At 52.3% G+C, this 17,385-nt stretch carries 14 protein-coding genes; 8 read left to right on the top strand and 6 right to left on the bottom strand.

Translation table 11 applies throughout. The features are described from left to right. The first annotated feature begins 42 nt into the window (after positions 1-42). From torC to torD, 3 genes are read left to right on the top strand one after another with little or no spacing between them, the layout of a single operon-like run. Positions 43-1,221 carry a pentaheme c-type cytochrome TorC gene (gene torC, locus M4I31_RS17175; RefSeq protein ID WP_079225109.1) on the top strand — a complete coding sequence of 393 codons (1,179 nt, stop codon included), beginning with the start codon at positions 43-45 and terminating at the stop codon, positions 1,219-1,221. Further along, positions 1,211-3,751, top strand: coding sequence for a trimethylamine-N-oxide reductase TorA (torA, locus tag M4I31_RS17170; protein ID WP_085047581.1), 2,541 nt, complete (start codon positions 1,211-1,213; stop codon positions 3,749-3,751). Before torC ends, torA begins: the two co-directional genes overlap by 11 nt. Next, positions 3,748-4,362 carry a molecular chaperone TorD gene (gene torD, locus M4I31_RS17165; RefSeq protein ID WP_085047765.1) on the top strand — a complete coding sequence of 205 codons (615 nt, stop codon included), beginning with the start codon at positions 3,748-3,750 and terminating at the stop codon, positions 4,360-4,362. The genes torA and torD overlap by 4 nt, the downstream gene beginning before the upstream one ends. 65 nt (positions 4,363-4,427) lie before the next feature. On the opposite strand, the gene uspF is transcribed toward torD, so the two are convergent. The 5 genes from uspF to cusR form a co-directional block, all read right to left on the bottom strand. Then, positions 4,428-4,856 (bottom strand): universal stress protein UspF, encoded by a 429-nt coding sequence (uspF, locus tag M4I31_RS17160; protein ID WP_038638520.1) that lies wholly within the window; start codon positions 4,854-4,856, stop codon positions 4,428-4,430. Positions 4,857-5,019: 163 nt separating this feature from the next. After that, a complete protein-coding gene (locus tag M4I31_RS17155) occupies positions 5,020-5,823 on the bottom strand; it encodes an MBL fold metallo-hydrolase (RefSeq protein ID WP_085047580.1) in 804 nt (267 codons plus the stop codon). A gap of 83 nt (positions 5,824-5,906) precedes the next feature. Then, positions 5,907-6,116, bottom strand: a complete 210-nt coding sequence (locus M4I31_RS17150) for a hypothetical protein (protein WP_069323104.1) — start codon at positions 6,114-6,116, stop codon at positions 5,907-5,909. A gap of 120 nt (positions 6,117-6,236) precedes the next feature. Then, complete coding sequence (locus M4I31_RS17145) at positions 6,237-7,688, bottom strand: Cu(+)/Ag(+) sensor histidine kinase (protein ID WP_085047579.1); 1,452 nt, start codon at positions 7,686-7,688, stop codon at positions 6,237-6,239. Next, on the bottom strand, positions 7,678-8,361 hold the full coding sequence (gene cusR, locus M4I31_RS17140; protein WP_085047578.1) for a copper response regulator transcription factor CusR: 684 nt from the start codon (positions 8,359-8,361) through the stop codon (positions 7,678-7,680). The genes M4I31_RS17145 and cusR overlap by 11 nt, the downstream gene beginning before the upstream one ends. 195 nt (positions 8,362-8,556) lie before the next feature. Between cusR and M4I31_RS17135 the strand changes: the two genes are divergently transcribed. From M4I31_RS17135 to M4I31_RS17120, 4 genes are all read left to right on the top strand, one after another. Then, positions 8,557-9,939 (top strand): efflux transporter outer membrane subunit, encoded by a 1,383-nt coding sequence (locus M4I31_RS17135; RefSeq protein WP_085047577.1) that lies wholly within the window; start codon positions 8,557-8,559, stop codon positions 9,937-9,939. Between the two features lie 32 nt (positions 9,940-9,971). Beyond that, a complete protein-coding gene (gene cusF / locus M4I31_RS17130) occupies positions 9,972-10,319 on the top strand; it encodes a cation efflux system protein CusF (RefSeq protein WP_069323108.1) in 348 nt (115 codons plus the stop codon). A 76-nt stretch (positions 10,320-10,395) separates the two neighbouring features. Continuing rightward, positions 10,396-11,688: an efflux RND transporter periplasmic adaptor subunit gene (locus tag M4I31_RS17125; protein WP_085047576.1), complete on the top strand. Its 1,293-nt coding sequence runs from the start codon at positions 10,396-10,398 to the stop codon at positions 11,686-11,688. 11 nt (positions 11,689-11,699) lie between these two features. After that, positions 11,700-14,843, top strand: coding sequence for a CusA/CzcA family heavy metal efflux RND transporter (locus M4I31_RS17120; protein WP_110498597.1), 3,144 nt, complete (start codon positions 11,700-11,702; stop codon positions 14,841-14,843). A 52-nt stretch (positions 14,844-14,895) separates the two neighbouring features. Here M4I31_RS17120 and rclR read toward each other — a convergent pair whose 3' ends face one another. Then, the gene (gene rclR / locus M4I31_RS17115) at positions 14,896-15,750 is read right to left on the bottom strand and encodes a reactive chlorine-specific transcriptional regulator RclR (RefSeq protein WP_085047574.1); all 855 of its coding nucleotides are present in this window, start codon (positions 15,748-15,750) and stop codon (positions 14,896-14,898) included. 235 nt (positions 15,751-15,985) lie between these two features. Between rclR and rclA the strand changes: the two genes are divergently transcribed. Further along, positions 15,986-17,311, top strand: a complete 1,326-nt coding sequence (rclA, locus tag M4I31_RS17110; protein WP_085047573.1) for a reactive chlorine resistance oxidoreductase RclA — start codon at positions 15,986-15,988, stop codon at positions 17,309-17,311. Positions 17,312-17,385: the final 74 nt, after the last annotated feature.

Here is a 17,385-nt window from a genome sequence, read left to right as displayed (position 1 = left end):
TAAGATCCTCTGTAACTAAACCATATAATTACAGGGGCTATTATGCGGAAACTATGGAGGGCGCTGCTCAGACCGAGCGCACGTTGGTCAGTGTTGGCGCTGGTCGTTATCGGAATTGTGGTCGGCATCGCGCTGATCGTCTTACCGCACGTTGGCATTAAATTAACCAGTTCAACCGAGTTTTGCGTGAGTTGCCACAGCATGCAGCCGGTTTATGAAGAATATAAACAGTCGGTGCATTTTCAGAATGCCTCCGGGGTGCGCGCAGAGTGTCACGATTGCCACATTCCATCAGATATCCCTGGTATGGTGAAACGTAAGCTGGAGGCCAGCAACGATATCTACCAGACCTTTGTTGCCCACTCTATTGATACGCCTGAGAAATTCGAAGCCAAACGCGCCGAGCTGGCGGAGCGCGAATGGGCGCGAATGAAAGAGAACAACTCCGCAACCTGTCGTTCCTGTCATAACTATGATGCGATGGACCATGCTAAACAGCATCCTGAAGCCGCACGCCAGATGAAAATTGCGGCGAAGGATAACCAGTCCTGTATCGACTGCCATAAAGGCATTGCGCACCAACTTCCCGACATGAGCAGCGGTTTCCGCAAGCAGTTTGATGCGCTTCGCGCCAGTGCGAATGATGATGGCGATACGCTCTACTCCCTTGACATCAAACCTCTGTATGCCGCGAAAGGTGATAAAGAACCCGCAGGCTCACTGCTGCCCGCCTCTGAAGTCAAAGTGTTAAAGCGTGACGGCGACTGGCTGCAAATCGAAATTGTGGGCTGGACCGAGAGTAACGGACGTCAGCGCGTGTTGGCGCAACTGCCGGGTAAGCGCATTTTTGTGGCTTCTATTCGCGGTGATATCCAGCAGCACGTGAAAATGCTGGAGCAAACCACCGTCGCGGAAACGAATACGCCGTGGAGTAAGTTGCAAGCCACCGCCTGGATGCACAAGGGCGATATGGTTAACGACATCAAGCCGATTTGGGCCTATGCCGACTCACTCTATAACGGAACCTGTAACCAGTGCCACGGCGCCCCAGAGAAAGAACACTTTGACGCCAACGGCTGGATTGGCACGTTGAACGGCATGATTGGGTTTACCAGTCTGGATAAACGCGAAGAACGTACCTTGCTGAAATATCTGCAGATGAATGCCTCTGACACCACCGACAAGCCACATAGCGCTACGGGAGAAAGCAATGAAAAATAACGATCTCTTTCAGGCATCTCGCCGACGTTTCCTGCTGCAATTGGGCGGTTTGACCGTAGCCGGTATGGTAGGCCCCTCTCTACTCACACCGCGTAGCGCCAGTGCCGCCGGGGTACAGGGAACGGGTGTTAAAGAGGGAATTTTGACCGGTTCTCACTGGGGAGCAATCCGTGCCACCGTGGTTGATGGGCGTTTTATCGAGGCGAAGCCGTTTGAGCGTGATAAGTACCCGTCCAAAATGATCGCCGGACTGCCGGATCATGTACACGGTGGCGCGCGTATCCGTTATCCGATGGTGCGCGTTGACTGGTTACGTAAACGACACCAGAGCGATACCACACAGCGCGGCGATAACCGCTTTGTGCGCGTTTCCTGGGATGAAGCGCTGGACTTCTTCTATCAGGAGCTGGAGCGCATTCAGAAGACCTATGGTCCAAGCGCGCTGCTTACGGCCAGCGGTTGGCAATCAACCGGCATGTTCCATAACGCTTCCGGTATGCTGGCGCGCGCCATTGCGCTGCACGGCAACAGCGTGGGTACCGGGGGAGACTATTCCACCGGCGCCGCTCAGGTGATCCTGCCGCGGGTGGTGGGTTCAATGGAGGTGTATGAGCAACAAACCTCCTGGCCATTGGTGTTGAAGAACAGCAAAACCATTGTGCTGTGGGGCTCCGATCTGATCAAAAACCAGCAGGCGAACTGGTGGTGTCCGGATCATGATGTCTATGAATACTACGAGCAGTTGAAGGAAAAAGTGGCGCGTGGCGAGATCTCTGTCATCAGTATTGACCCGGTCGTCACCTCGACTCATGACTATCTGGGTCGTGATAAAGTTAAACACATTGCCGTAAATCCGCAGGCTGATGTGCCGCTACAGTTGGCGTTGGCGCACACGCTCTATACCGAGAAGCTCTATGACCCGCATTTTCTCGATAACTACTGCGTGGGGTTTGAACAGTTTCTGCCTTATCTGCTGGGAGAAAGTGACGGGCAGCCTAAAGATGCCCTGTGGGCGGAAAAGATATGTGGGATCGATGCCGACACGATTCGTGAACTGGCACGGCAGATGGCGGGGGGGAGAACGCAAATTATTGCCGGCTGGTGCGTCCAGCGCATGCAGCATGGGGAGCAATGGGCGTGGATGATTGTGGTGCTGGCTTCAATGCTCGGACAAATCGGTTTACCCGGCGGGGGCTTTGGTTTTGGCTGGCACTATAACGGCGCGGGTACGCCAGGCCGTAAGGGGGTAATTCTGAGTGGTTTTTCTGGCTCCACCACCGTTCCTCCGATACATGACAGCACCGATTATAAGGGCTATAGCAGCACCATCCCTATTGCACGTTTTATTGATGCGATACTGGAGCCGGGCAAGCAAATTAACTGGAACGGTAAAACGGTGAAACTGCCGCCGTTGAAGATGTGCGTTTTCGCCGGGACCAATCCTTTTCATCGCCACCAGCAGATCAACCGCATTATTGAGGGCTGGCGGAAGCTGGAAACCGTTATCGCTATTGATAATCAGTGGACCTCGACCTGTCGCTTCGCCGACATTGTATTGCCTGCGACGACGCAATTTGAACGTAACGATCTCGACCAGTATGGCAACCACTCCAACCGCGGCATTATCGCCATGAAACAGCTGGTACAGCCGCAATTTGAAGCGCGTAATGATTTCGATATTTTCCGCGATCTTTGCCGCCGCTTTAATCGTGAAGAGGCCTTCACCGAAGGATTGGATGAGATGGGGTGGTTGAAGCGGATCTGGCAGGAAGGAAGCCAGCAGGGGAAAGGGCGCGGCGTTCATCTCCCGGCATTTGACGTCTTCTGGAATCAGCAGGAGTACGTTGAGTTCGAGCATCCACAGATGTTTGTTCGACATCAGGCATTCCGCGAAGATCCCGATCTTGAGCCGCTGGGGACACCAAGCGGTTTGATCGAAATTTTCTCGAAAACTATTGCCGATATGCAGTATGACGACTGCCAGGGGCATCCGATGTGGTTTGAGAAAATCGAACGATCACACGGCGGGCCGGGGTCGCAGCGTTGGCCGCTGCATCTGCAATCCGTCCACCCGGACTTCCGTCTGCATTCGCAGCTTTGTGAATCTGAAGCGCTACGTAAGCATTATGCGGTAAGTGGCAAAGAACCGGTGTTTATCAACCCGCAGGATGCCAGTGCAAGAGGGATTCGCAATGGTGATATCGTCCGTGTATTTAATGCGCGTGGACAAGTGCTCGCCGGGGCAGTTGTCTCCGATCTCTACTCGCCAGGCGTCGTGCGTATTCATGAAGGCGCCTGGTACGATCCGGAGAACGGCGGAGAAATCGGGGCACTGTGCAAATACGGCAACCCGAACGTGTTAACGATAGATATCGGCACGTCTCAATTGGCACAAGCCACCAGTGCCCATACTGCGCTGGTGGAAATCGAGAAATATACCGGCAAGCTGGCGAATGTGACGGCATTCAGCGGCCCGATAAAAATGGTGGCGCAGTGCGAATATGTTCCGGCAGAGCAGGGGAGGTCATAATGAAAGACTCTTCCCTGACACCAGAGCAGATGGCCTGCGTTTACGCCTGGCTGGCGCAGTTGTTTTCCCGTGAGCGCGATGACGAAAGCCTGGAACAGTTGCATTCCAGCGAAATGGCGGAGTGGTTTGCGTTGCTAAAAGGTGAGCCATCGCTTGAGGCGGAAGTACTTCTGCTGGAGGAAAAAATTGCGGCGCTTAAGATGCGTGAAGACGTCACTCTGGAACTGGCAGCTGATTTTTGCAGTCTGTTTCTGATGTCGGACAAACACGCGGCGTTACCCTATGCGTCGGCTCATCTCGAAGGGGGATCGAACTACGGCGTCATTAAACAACTGTTATCTGATGCGGGCATGCAGGTCAGCAATACGTTTAGCGAGTCAGCCGATCACCTGGCGATTTTCGTCGAACTGCTGAGCCATCTGCATTTTTCACTGGCTGAAGCTGGCTTGCGTCATCAGCAAATTGACGCGCTGCGCAGAGAAACGCTGGCGGGGTTGTTACGCTGGTTACCGGAATTCACCGCTAAATGCTGTCGCTATGATGATTTTGGGTTTTATGGTGCGCTGAGCCAGCTGTTGCTGGCATTGGTCAGGCTGGATAATCAGCACTGAGTGCTGACCTTAGTCGGAAAAAAACGGGAGTAAATTTACTCCCGTTTTTATTATGTTAGCCAGTGTCACCGTACAACCAGCACCGGACATTTCGCATGGCGGACTACGGCAGAAGCCGTTGAACCCAGCAGGTAGGTGCTAAAACCAGGCTTATGCGAGGCGATGACGATAAGTTCGGCGTCAACCGCTTCCGCCAGTTTGAGGATCTGATCCTTCGGTGGGCCGTAAACGACGTGGATTTGACTCCTGCCAGCAGGAATGTTGAATTGCTTAACAATCTCTTCGAGTTTTTCGCTGGCCTTGGCCTGCAGACCACTGCGATCCGGGAATTCGCTTGAGTAGGCCAGCCCCAGCGAGGCATAGAACGGAACGGTAGGAATAACGGCCAGAAAATGGACCTTGGCGGTTTTGGCATGCGCCTGAACCTGCGGCACAACATGGCGGGTTAAATCGGCTTCAGAGATATCAATGGGCACCAGAATTGAGCGATACATATTCACTACCTCCTGTTTGTTTACCTCTATCCTGAGTGTACCCAAGGTTGTCTCTGTATAATAAGTGACCAGATCAAGGTTACGTGCATAATTGTCGTCAATGATAAACGGGGAACGTAAGTTCCCGTTTTCTAATGCAGATGTGGGCCACGTTTTACCGCCTTTAGTTCGCCAGCACGATGACATCCCCCGTTGCCGGGGCTTTTGTTCCCGGTAGCCACAACCGTCCCCACGAACCGGTACAATGACAGCCGAGCAGTTTTTCCGGTTGCTGCTGCTTAATAAATTGCCGCGTCCGCCACAGTTTAGCGGGAGAGGCGGCGCGTAAATGGAACCCACCGATGAGGGCGTGAATTTTGCGAATGCCGGTGATGTTCTGGCAATGGCGGACGATATTTTCTATTCCCCGGTGCCCGCAACCGGTAATGATCACCAGCCCACGGTCAGATTTATAGATCAATACGCCTTCATCGCTGATGTAATCCGGCTGAGGTGTTTTCTCGCGAATAACACCGTAGGCCTGCGGTGTGGATACGCTAATTTCCCCGGACCACAAAAAACGATCGCTAATCGCCAACGGTTCGCGGGTGTATTCCATATTCAGACGAGAGTAGTCGTTATCGCGGGAGAGTTTTTTAATTTGTCGCGGCTTTCCCGCAAGCGTTATCGACGCGTAACGCTCACAGGCTATTTGAGGATGGCAAATAATACGGCTGTTATCGGCAAGCCAGGGGACGCCGCCACAATGATCGTAATGACCGTGTGACAGCACCACGGCGGTTAATTGCGTCAGGTCGATCCCCATTTGCGCGGCGTTTAGAATGAAGCTGTCATCCGGCCCGGTATCAAACAGTATGGTGCTGGTTTCATCCTGAATTAACAGACTTAATCCGGGTTTTGCCCGTAATGATTTATCTGCGCCAGCAGCGCGCCGGTTTTCAAGCAACACCGTGAGGGTTAAAGCCATGCCTGACTCCAGTATTAAAACGGCATACTGTAACGCACAGCTTTTGAGAGCGCTGTGATCGCAGCGCCCTTTGGCGTTATCCGTTATTGCGTACTGTTTGCCTGCGCACGATGTTTTTGGGCCTGCTGCTCATGGGCATAGGAATGAGCATTATTTGTCGACTGATGTACTACCATCGCTTTTTCATGTTCATTCATTTGCGAAAATGATTGTGCATGGGGTGACGTTTCGGCTGCATTAACGCCTGCTGAGATAAAAAATGCGATAGCTAAAAAAGAGGACATCTTATTCATCATATTTCTCCTGTGTGGGTTTACGGAAGAAATTATAATTAGCACGCGCTGTCAGTGACGTGACAGGAATATGACGGTTGTGTCAGAGAACAGGAAACACTTAACCGTCATCAGCAGAGATTAAATTGCATGCCGGGGCAGCGTCAGAATAAAGCGGGTGGCATGTGAATCAGATGTCACCGCAACGTTTCCCTGATGGGCAATGACTATCGATTTCACGATCGCAAGGCCAATGCCGCTGCCTTCTCCCTTACGTTGCCGGGAAGGATCTACCCGATAGAATCGGTCAAACAGTCGCGGAAGATGTTGCGGAGGAATTGGCGGGCCAGGGTTTTCAACGACTATCTGCACCTGTTCATCGGCCTCTTTCACCCGCACGGTCACTGACTCGCCTTTTGGCGTGTAACGCATGGCGTTTGAAAGCAGATTACTCATTGCCCGGCGTAACATTAACGGATCGCCCGATACCCAACATTCGCGCCCCTCAAAGCGTAAACCAACCTCACGCTCTTCTGCCCAGGCTTCGAAAAAGTCGAACACTTTACTGACCTCATCAGCCAGATTGAGCGCGGTCTTTTCCGGGATCAGTTGATTGTTATCCGCTTGCGCCAGAAACAGCATGTCACTCACCATCTTCGACATCCGGCCAAATTCTTCGAGATTGGAATACAGCACGTCCTCCAGCTCTTTTTGGCTGCGGATCTGGCTTAGCGCAATTTCCGTTTGCGTGACCAGGTTGGTAATTGGGGTGCGGATCTCATGGGCAATATCTGCCGAGAAGTTCGACTGACGTTTAAAAACATCCTCGATGCGTTCGATCATGTGATTAAACGAACTTACCAACTGTTCCAGTTCAATAGGCACGGTTTGCGGATCAAGGCGTACGTCGAGATCTTTCGAGGTGATATTTTGGATGCGGCGACTGACATTACGGATCGGTTCATGACCTTTATAAACGGCGAACAGCACGATAAAAACAATCATCATGCTAATCAGTGATGCCGTCATAATCAGCTTGTTTTTCAGGTCATTAATATAGTGCAGATGAAAATCGATCGATAATGCCAGGTACAGCGTATATGCCGGTTTTCCATCGGCAAGCTGGCCTACAGGCAAACGAATCATGCGCCAGTTTGATGATGTCATCTGACCGTGCGTATGTTTGGGCGTTTGCAGTATGGGGCCGGATATAATAAAGACATCGCGGGCTTGGGCATTTTTATCCGGCCTTGCACTGGCGATAAATTGCCGAAGATCCGGGGCGTCAGGTGAATGAAAAATAGCCTTCTGATTGCTATCTTCCAGAGAAATAATGACGTTCGAGTAACCTGCCACGACGTTTTTTAGCGTTTCCAGTCGGCGTGGTTCAGATTCGTTCGGTTGATTAAGAATACGCTCCAGCGTGGCGCTGATCTCTTGTAAATCATTGATGTCCTGCTCGGCGAAATGTACTTTCACTGAGTGGATCATTATCCATGCGAAGGCGAAAAATGAAGCGATAGTCGCCAGACTGATGAAAAAGGTCAGTCGCGTCGCAAGGGAAAAAGGGCGTTGCCATCGTTTACTGGCCATCAGGAACCTCAAGCATATATCCCACGCCGCGCACGGTCTGAATCAGTTTCGGCTCAAAGTCATTATCGATTTTGGCGCGCAGACGCTTAACGGCGACATCGATGGCGTTGGTATCGCTGTCAAAATTCATATCCCAGACCTGAGAGGCAATCAGCGAGCGGGGTAAAACTTCTCCCTGGTGGCGCAGGAAAAACTCAAGCAGCGTAAACTCTTTGCTGGTCAGGGTGATGCGCGCCCCGCTGCGGGTGACTTTTCTACTCACCAGATCAACCATTAAATCTGCGACCTGAAACTGGCTTTCAACAATTACCGCCGCGCCCCGGCGTAATAGCGTTCTGACCCGCGCCAACAGTTCGGCAAAGGCAAACGGTTTGACCAGGTAATCGTCAGCGCCTAATTCCAGACCTTTAACCCGATGTTCAATGGTACCCAGCGCAGTGAGGAGAAGAATGGGCATGCCTTTATTGGCGCAACGCAGCATGCGTACGATATCCCAGCCGTTTACATCCGGCAGCATGATGTCGAGGATGAGCAGATCGTAATCGCCGGTCATCGCCAGGTGGTACCCGTTCAGGCCGTTATCCGCCAAATCCACGACAAAACCTGCTTCCGTCAGGCCTTTCGTCAGGTATTCACCGGTTTTTTTCTCATCTTCGACTATCAAAATCTTCATCGCATTCTCCTTCTCGCACTGCTTGTGCGGACTTTCAATTCTAGGGAAGCGGGATCGGATAGCAATCGGTTATTGGGAAAATGACAGTTTTGTCATTTTCCTGTCACCGGTTAAACAGAGTCACTTCGTTAAAGTACAACCCTATAAATTCCTACATATTTTAGGGTCATCAGTCCGGTCAGGACGTGAAGAACTATGAGCAAATTTAAGCTTCTTACCCTCAGCGCTATATTCGTTCTCGCCGGTTGTTCATTAGCGCCGGACTATCAGCGCCCGGCTTTGCCGGTGCCACAGCAATTCTCCTTAAGCCAGAATGCGCTGGTGTCAGCCTCGGGGAATTATCAGGACACCGGTTGGCGGACCTTCTTCGTTGACGACCAGGTTAAGGTGCTAATTGGTGAGGCGCTGGCCAATAACCGCGATTTGCGTATGGCTGTGCTGAAGGTTCAGGAGGCGCGAGCGCAATATGGCGTCACGGACGCTGACCGCTATCCGCAAATTACGGCAGGATCCAGCGGTACCTACAGCGGTAAATTAAAAGGCGACAGCAGCACCGATCGCGAATTCGAGGCCGGACTGAATCTCAGTTTCGATTTGGATTTTTTTGGTCGGCTGAAAAATATGAGTGAAGCCGATCGACAGAATTTCTTTGCCAGCGAAGAGGCGCGTCGGGCGATACATATCTCATTAATCTCTAACGTGTCGCAAAGTTATTTCAATCAGCGTCTGGCTTATGCACAACTGCAAATTGCCGAAGAAACGCTGCAAAACTATCAGCGTTCCTACGCCTTTGTTGAAAAACAACTGGTCACCGGTAGCACTAATGTACTGGCGCTGGAACAGGCGCGGGGCGTGATTGAAAGTACGCGCAGCGAAATCGCGAAGCGTAAAGGTGAACTGGCGCAGGCCAACAACGCGCTGCAACTGTTGCTGGGTACCTACGGAAAATTACCCGACGATAGGGCGCGCAGTCGCGGAGATATTAAACCGGTTACGCTGCCGCCATCACTCTCGTCGCAAATACTGTTACAGCGTCCGGATATTATGGAAGCTGAGCACGGATTAATGGCGGCGAATGCCAATATCGGTGCCGCGCGGGCGGCATTTTTCCCGTCGATTACTCTGACCAGCTCCGTGTCCAGTAGCAGCAGCGATCTCTCCAGCTTGTTTAATGCTGCCAGCGGCATGTGGAATTTTGTCCCCAAAATAGATATTCCAATTTTTAACGCCGGACGTAATCAGTCCAATCTTGATCTGGCTGAAATTCGCCAACAGCAGTCGGTGGTGAATTACGAACAAAAAATTCAGGGCGCATTTAAAGAGGTGGCCGATGCGCTGGCGTTGCGTCAAAGCATTGCCGATCAAATTAGCGGCCAGCAGCGCTACCTGACGTCATTGCAAATCACCCTACAACGTGCCAGAGCGCTGTATCAGAATGGCGCGGTTAGCTATATCGAAGTTCTGGACGCCGAACGTTCTTTATTTGCCACGCAGCAATCGCTGCTCGATCTTAATTACGCCCAGCAGGTTAATGAAATTAAGCTGTTTGCTGCCTTAGGCGGCGGTTGGGTGGAGTAAACCTTAATATTAACTTTTCAGGAGCATCAACTATGAATACTACCGCCAAAGCCGTGCTGTTAAGCCTTTTCTCTGTGGTCATATTTAACGCTCAGGCCAATGAGCATCAACATGGCGAGATGATGAGTATGCAGCCGGCGGCTCAACAGGAACAACGCATTAGCGCGACTGGAGTGATTGAAGCTGTTGATATGGAAAGTAAAAAAGTCACGATTAAACATGATCCTATTCCGGCGGTGAACTGGCCGGCGATGACGATGCGTTTTACGCTGGTGGCCGACACCAGGGCTGACGATATTAAACCGGGCGATAAGGTCGCGTTTACGTTTGTTCAACAGGGAAATCTCTCTGTGTTACGCGATATTCACATCAGTAAATAACGTTCTCGCTGGTCTCTTTAATTCTTGCCCGGGTTCTTGCGAGCGCGGGTGAGATTATCGCGCAATGGAAATCATTATGGCGTCTTTAAATATTAAAAATACCGCGCTTATTCTCGCTGGCATGATTGCAGGTGGGATTATTTCTGTCGGTGTTTATACTTATTATTCATCCGCAAAAGTATCGACCGAAACCGGACAGGCTTCGCCAAAAGAAGCCAGAAAAGTTCTGTTCTGGTATGACCCCATGTATCCGAATACGCGTTTTGACAAGCCGGGCAAATCGCCGTTCATGGATATGGATTTAATCCCGAAATATGCCGATGAAGAGACCGCAAGCGCGTCAGCACCTGGCGTGCGCATCGATCCCACTCAGACCCAGAATCTGGGGCTAAAAACGGAACCCGTGCGTCGGGGACCACTGCACTATGCGCAAACTTTCCCGGCTAACGTGAGCTATAACGAATACCAGTTTGTTATTGTCCAGGCACGCTCCGCTGGCTTTATCGAGAAGGTTTACCCGCTCACTGTGGGTGACAAAATCAAGAAGGGTTCTCCGCTCATTGACCTGACGATTCCTGACTGGGTTGAGGCGCAGAGCGAATATTTGCTGCTGCGCGAGACCGGCGGCAGCGCGACGCAGGTGGAAGGGATTCTGGAGCGATTACGCCTTGCCGGTATGCCGGAAGCGGATATCCAGCGTTTAAAGTCGACGCGTAAAATTCAGACCCGCTTTACCCTGAAAGCCCCCATTGATGGGGTGATCACCGCATTCGATTTGCGTACCGGCATGAATATTTCTAAAGACAATGTGGTCGCGAAAATTCAGGGAATGGATCCGGTATGGGTCAGCGCGTCGGTCCCGGAATCTATTGCCTGGCTGATTAAAGATGCCTCGCAATTTCGCATCACTGTTCCTGCCTGGCCGGATAAGCCATTCACCATCAGTAAGTGGAGTATTTTGCCAAGCGTTGATGCTACCACGCGTACCCTCCAGCTGCGTTTGCAGGTTGATAACCCCGACGAAGCGCTCAAGCCTGGAATGAATGCTTACCTGCAATTGAAAACGCAAAGCGAGCCGATGCTGCTGATCCCGTCTAAAGCGTTAATTGATACGGGTACCGAACAGCGGGTGATTACCGTTGATCATGAAGGTCGATTTGTGCCGAAGCAGGTTGCTGTATTCCATGAATCTCAGGGGCTGACGGCTATTCGCTCAGGCCTGGCCGAAGGTGAAAAAGTGGTGTCCAGCGGCCTGTTCCTGATTGACTCCGAGGCGAATATTTCTGGCGCCCTTGACCGTATGCGCGCCCAGCACAGTGGTGCGCAAGACGCAGGCGCGATGCCAGCCCAGGCGACCCATTCACATTGAGGACATGATAAATGATTGAATGGATTATCCGCCGTTCAGTGGCAAACCGCTTCCTGGTGATGATGGGGGCGCTGTTTCTCAGCATCTGGGGAACCTGGACCATCATTAACACCCCGGTTGATGCGCTGCCCGATCTCTCTGATGTCCAGGTGATAGTCAAAACCAGCTACCCCGGACAGGCGCCGCAAATCGTCGAGAATCAGGTCACTTACCCGCTGACCACCACCATGCTGTCGGTACCGGGCGCGAAGACGGTGCGCGGCTTCTCGCAGTTTGGCGATTCCTATGTGTACGTCATTTTCGAGGATGGCACCGATCCTTACTGGGCACGCTCGCGCGTACTGGAATATCTCAACCAGGTGCAGGGAAAATTGCCGGCAGGCGTTAGTGCCGAAATGGGACCGGACGCCACGGGCGTCGGCTGGATCTTTGAATATGCGCTGGTGGATCGCAGCGGAAAACATGACCTCGCGGAATTACGTTCTCTTCAGGACTGGTTTTTAAAATATGAGTTAAAAACGATTCCTAACGTGGCGGAAGTGGCCTCGGTGGGCGGCGTGGTTAAACAGTACCAGGTGGTTATCGACCCGATGAAGCTGACGCAATATGGCATCAGCCTGGCGGAGGTGAAATCTGCGCTGGATACGTCAAATCAGGAAGCGGGCGGCTCGTCGGTGGAGATGGCTGAAGCCGAATATATGGTGCGCGCCAGTGGCTATCTGCAAACACTTGATGATTTCAATAATATCGTCCTGAAAACCGGGGCCGACGGTGTACCGGTTTATCTGCGCGATGTGGCACGCGTTCAGATTGGACCGGAAATGCGCCGCGGGATCGCCGAGCTGAACGGCGAAGGCGAAGTGGCGGGCGGGGTGGTTATCCTGCGCTCCGGTAAAAATGCGCGTGAGGTGATCTCCGCCGTTAAAGCCAAACTCGACACCCTGAAAAGCAGCCTGCCGGAAGGCGTTGAGGTAGTTACAACATACGATCGCAGTCAGCTTATCGATCGCGCCATTGATAACCTGAGCTACAAGCTACTGGAGGAGTTTATCGTCGTTGCGCTGGTGTGCGCGCTGTTCCTGTGGCATCTGCGTTCGGCATTGGTGGCGATTATTTCCCTGCCGTTGGGGCTGTGTATCGCGTTTATCGTGATGCATTTCCAGGGGCTGAACGCCAATATTATGTCGCTCGGGGGAATTGCCATTGCCGTCGGGGCGATGGTTGATGCGGCAATCGTGATGATTGAGAATGCCCATAAGCGGCTGGAAGAGTGGGGGCATCAACATCCGGGTGAAACGCTGGATAACGCCACGCGCTGGAAGGTCATTACTGACGCCTCGGTGGAAGTCGGCCCGGCATTGTTTATCAGCCTGCTGATAATTACGTTGTCGTTTATCCCTATTTTCACCCTTGAAGGGCAGGAAGGGCGGCTGTTTGGTCCGCTGGCGTTCACCAAAACCTATGCCATGGCGGGCGCGGCATTTCTGGCTATTGTGGTTATTCCGATCCTGATGGGATTCTGGATCCGCGGAAAAATACCGGCGGAAAGCAGTAACCCGCTTAACCGCTTTCTGATCCGTATTTACCATCCGCTATTGCTGAAGGTGCTGCACTGGCCCAAAACCACTCTCCTGGTAGCGGTGCTGTCAATACTGACGGTTATCTACCCGTTGAATAAAGTCGGTGGTGAATTCCTGCCGCAGATTAATGAAGGCGATTTGCTGTATATGCCTTCGACACTACCGGGGATCTCGGCGGCGCAGGCGGCGGACATGCTGCAAAAAACCGATAAGCTGATCATGACCGTTCCTGAAGTGGCGCGCGTATTTGGTAAAACCGGTAAAGCGGAAACCGCAACTGATTCCGCACCGCTGGAAATGGTTGAAACGACGATCCAACTGAAGCCGCAGGATCAGTGGCGTCCGGGTATGACGATGGACAAAATCATCGCCGAGCTGGATAAAACCGTGCGCTTGCCGGGGCTGGCGAATCTGTGGGTGCCACCAATTCGTAACCGTATCGACATGCTCTCTACCGGGATAAAAAGCCCTATCGGGATTAAAGTGTCAGGTAACGTGCTGGCTGATATCGATGCGACGGCGGAACAAATTGAAGAGGTGGCCAGAACCGTGCCAGGCGTCGCCTCTGCGTTAGCTGAGCGTCTGGTAGGGGGACGCTATCTCAATGTGGATATTAATCGTGAGAAAGCGGCTCGTTATGGCATGACCGTTGGCGATGTACAGCTGTTTGTGACCTCCGCTGTGGGGGGCGCGATGGTGGGCGAAACGGTAGAAGGGATCGCGCGTTATCCTATCAACCTTCGCTATGCGCAGAGCTATCGCGACAGCCCGCAAGCGCTGCGTAATCTGCCCATTCTGACCCCCATGAAACAGCAAATCACGCTGGCTGATGTGGCGGATGTCACGGTCGTTTCTGGGCCGTCAATGTTAAAAACAGAAGATGCGCGACCCACCAGTTGGATTTACATCGATGCCCGCGATCGTGACATGGTTTCGGTGGTGAACGATCTGCAAAAAGCGATCGCGGAAAAGGTGCAGTTAAAGCCGGGGACCAGCGTGGCGTTCTCCGGGCAGTTCGAACTGCTTGAACGCGCCAGCCATAAGCTCAAATTGATGGTGCCGATGACGCTGATGATTATCTTCGTCCTGCTTTATCTGGCTTTCCGTCGCTTTGGCGAAGCGCTGTTGATTATCACCAGCGTCCCCTTTGCCCTGGTAGGGGGCATCTGGTTCCTCTACTGGATGGGGTTCCATATGTCGGTCGCGACCGGAACCGGGTTTATTGCGTTGGCCGGCGTGGCCGCAGAGTTTGGCGTGGTGATGCTGATGTATCTGCGTCACGCCATTGAAGCAGAGCCTGCGCTGGAAAACCCGCAAACCTTTACGGCGGATAAACTGGATGAAGCGTTATATCACGGCGCTGTACTGCGCGTGCGCCCGAAAGCGATGACCGTGGCGGTGATTATCGCCGGTCTGTTGCCCATCTTGTGGGGGACGGGAGCCGGGTCAGAAGTGATGAGCCGCATAGCCGCGCCGATGATTGGCGGCATGATCACCGCGCCGCTGTTGTCGCTATTTATCATTCCGGCTGCGTATAAGCTGATGTGGCTGCACAGGCATCGCAAGCAAAAGTAACCTTCTCAATCATACGCCTGTCTTCGGTTTGTACCCCGAAGCAGGCGTAGCTCTATGCTTCCAGCGCTTTCACGCGTTTGCGGTACTCGCCCGGCGTACAGCCGAATTCGCGTAGAAAGACTTTATAAAACGATGACTCGCTGGCGTAGCCCACCGATTCAGCTACCACAATCAATGGTTGCGATCCGCGTGACAACATCTGAGCGGCGAATTGCAGGCGCAAAGTGGTTAACACTGCCATCGGTGTGGAGTTTGACACTTCACGGAATAATTGCGCAAAGCTGGCCCGCGACATGTGTACGCGCTTCGCCAGCTCTTCGACGGTCCATGCAAAGGACGGTGATTCGAGCATCAAAAACACCACAGATCCGAGTTTGGGGTGCAGCAGTAAATTCAACACGTTTTGTGCGGGCGATGCACTGGTTAACCACTCACGAACGGCTAAGGCGAACAGCGTGGCGCATTGTTGGCTGCATACAGCGCTGGAACCCGGCAGCCCACTAATGGATTCCTGTTGTAATAGCGCAATCACGGCCTTGAGCCAATGGCTGACGGGACTCTTTTCTTCAGGCGCCAGAATCAGTGCTTCCGGTAGCGCGGTTAAAAAATAGCGTGAGGTGGCGTGCAGTCGCAGGCTACCGCAAACGATATGCGTTTGTTCATCCCCGGACTGGCAAAGTCGATGGGCGGAGTTCTGCGGCAGGATAACAAGAGTCCCTGGCCGCAGGGTGAAAGATGTCCCGTCAGGCATGTCAAGTTGGGCTGCTCCCTGAGTGACTGTATGCCAGCGGATAACGGATAGCTCGCCCGCCGCATGCGGCAGTTGCCAGTTTCTGCTCAACAAACAGTTTTGATCGATCGAGCCTTGCGGGTCGTTAAGCATGAGTAATCGACTAAGGGCATCCATGAAGACTCCTGGGCAGTTTTAATCACTATTGGTTTGGCGGAATTATCTCGTCAATTTTAAATTAAAGTAATACCTTCAAGGTGTTAATTTATTATGCTTATGTGTTTCATGAAAAGAGGTTAAAAGTGATTTAGACGATTTAACAGTAATAAGCGCGTTCTGGATACATTTCCCTTGTCTGGTTACCCCTATACTTCAGTTCAACAAATGAACAGTGACCAGGCGGAGAGAGAGCATGAATCAGTATCAGGCGATTATTATTGGATTTGGCAAAGCGGGTAAAACGCTGGCAGCTACCCTGGCAAAAACGGGCTGGCGGGTGGCGATTGTTGAACAGTCGAACACCATGTATGGCGGGACATGCATCAACATCGGCTGTATTCCAACCAAAACCCTGGTACATGACGCTGAACTTCAACATGATTTTGCTGCGGCGATGCAGCGCAAGGCTGCCGTTGTCAGTTTCCTGCGCGATAAAAACTTCCATAATCTGGCCGACCTGGAAAATGTCGATGTGATCGACGGTCGTGCTGAGTTTGTCGATAACCATACTGTGCGAGTCGTGCAGTCAACAGGCGCGATTGAGCTAAGCGGCGAGAAGATCTTTATTAATACCGGCGCGCAGTCAACGGTTCCAGACGTGGAAGGGTTAACCACCACACCGGGGGTGTTTGACAGCACCGGGCTGTTGAATTTGACGCAACGGCCTGAACGTCTGGGAATTTTGGGTGGCGGTTACATTGGTGTGGAGTTCGCATCAATGTTTGCTAACTTCGGCAGCAAAGTTACCCTTTATGAAGCCGCTCCGCTGTTTTTAGCCCGTGAAGATCGGGATATTGCCGAAGCTATCGCCAGGATTTTACGCGACAAAGGCGTTGAGATTATCCTTAATGCCAACGTACAGGCGGTTTCGTCCGGGGACGGCGCGGTACTGGTGAAAATGCCGGGAGGCGTCCAGACCGTGGATGCGCTGCTGGTGGCATCGGGCCGCAAACCGGCGACCGAAAACCTGCAGTTGCAGAAAGCGGGTGTGGATGTAAACGACCGCGGCGCCATTATTGTGAATAAATATTTGCGTACCTCGGCAGATAATATTTGGGCAATGGGCGATGTTACCGGGGGGTTGCAGTTCACGTACATCTCACTGGATGACTTCCGCATTGTGCGTGACAACCTGTCAGGCGAGGGGAGACGTCACACCGGCGATCGTCAAAATGTACCGTATTCCGTCTTTATGACGCCGCCGCTTTCCCGCGTGGGGATGACCGAAGAACAGGCTCGCGCCAGCGGTGCTTCTGTGCAGGTAGTCACGCTGCCGGTCGCGGCGATTCCGCGTGCGCGAGTGATGGATGACACACGCGGCGTACTTAAAGCGGTGGTGGATAGTGAAACGAAACAGATATTAGGTGTTTCGCTATTATGTGTGGATTCACATGAGATGATTAATATCATCAAGACGGTTATGGATGCAGGATTACCCTATACAACCTTACGCGATCAAATATTTACCCATCCGAGTATGAGTGAATCATTAAACGATCTCTTTTCTCTCGTTAAATAATAAAAGCGTAGTCTGCATGTTTGCCCCACCCGTGTGGGGCTTTTTTTGTCTTTTTAACGGCTGGATACTCATTG

Origin of the sequence: Citrobacter sp. XT1-2-2, from assembly GCF_023516235.1 — a bacterium.
Taxonomy (GTDB): Bacteria; Pseudomonadota; Gammaproteobacteria; order Enterobacterales; family Enterobacteriaceae; genus Citrobacter; species Citrobacter werkmanii.
The sequence above is the reverse complement of the archived record's forward strand: the minus strand, read 5'-3'. Positions and strand labels throughout refer to the sequence as shown.

Bases quoted from the DNA above. Each gene is read 5' to 3' on its own strand.
- torA (WP_085047581.1), top strand. From the start codon at position 1,211: ATGAAAAATAACGATCTCTTTCAGGCATCTCGCCGACGTTTCCTGCTG.
- rclA (WP_085047573.1), top strand. From the start codon at position 15,986: ATGAATCAGTATCAGGCGATTATTATTGGATTTGGCAAAGCGGGTAAA.
- M4I31_RS17120 (WP_110498597.1), top strand. From the start codon at position 11,700: ATGATTGAATGGATTATCCGCCGTTCAGTGGCAAACCGCTTCCTGGTG.
- M4I31_RS17155 (WP_085047580.1), bottom strand. From the start codon at position 5,823: ATGGCTTTAACCCTCACGGTGTTGCTTGAAAACCGGCGCGCTGCTGGC.
- uspF (WP_038638520.1), bottom strand. From the start codon at position 4,856: ATGTATCGCTCAATTCTGGTGCCCATTGATATCTCTGAAGCCGATTTA.
- rclR (WP_085047574.1), bottom strand. From the start codon at position 15,750: ATGGATGCCCTTAGTCGATTACTCATGCTTAACGACCCGCAAGGCTCG.
- torC (WP_079225109.1), top strand. From the start codon at position 43: ATGCGGAAACTATGGAGGGCGCTGCTCAGACCGAGCGCACGTTGGTCA.
- cusF (WP_069323108.1), top strand. From the start codon at position 9,972: ATGAATACTACCGCCAAAGCCGTGCTGTTAAGCCTTTTCTCTGTGGTC.
- M4I31_RS17145 (WP_085047579.1), bottom strand. From the start codon at position 7,688: ATGGCCAGTAAACGATGGCAACGCCCTTTTTCCCTTGCGACGCGACTG.
- M4I31_RS17125 (WP_085047576.1), top strand. From the start codon at position 10,396: ATGGCGTCTTTAAATATTAAAAATACCGCGCTTATTCTCGCTGGCATG.
- cusR (WP_085047578.1), bottom strand. From the start codon at position 8,361: ATGAAGATTTTGATAGTCGAAGATGAGAAAAAAACCGGTGAATACCTG.
- M4I31_RS17135 (WP_085047577.1), top strand. From the start codon at position 8,557: ATGAGCAAATTTAAGCTTCTTACCCTCAGCGCTATATTCGTTCTCGCC.
- M4I31_RS17150 (WP_069323104.1), bottom strand. From the start codon at position 6,116: ATGAATAAGATGTCCTCTTTTTTAGCTATCGCATTTTTTATCTCAGCA.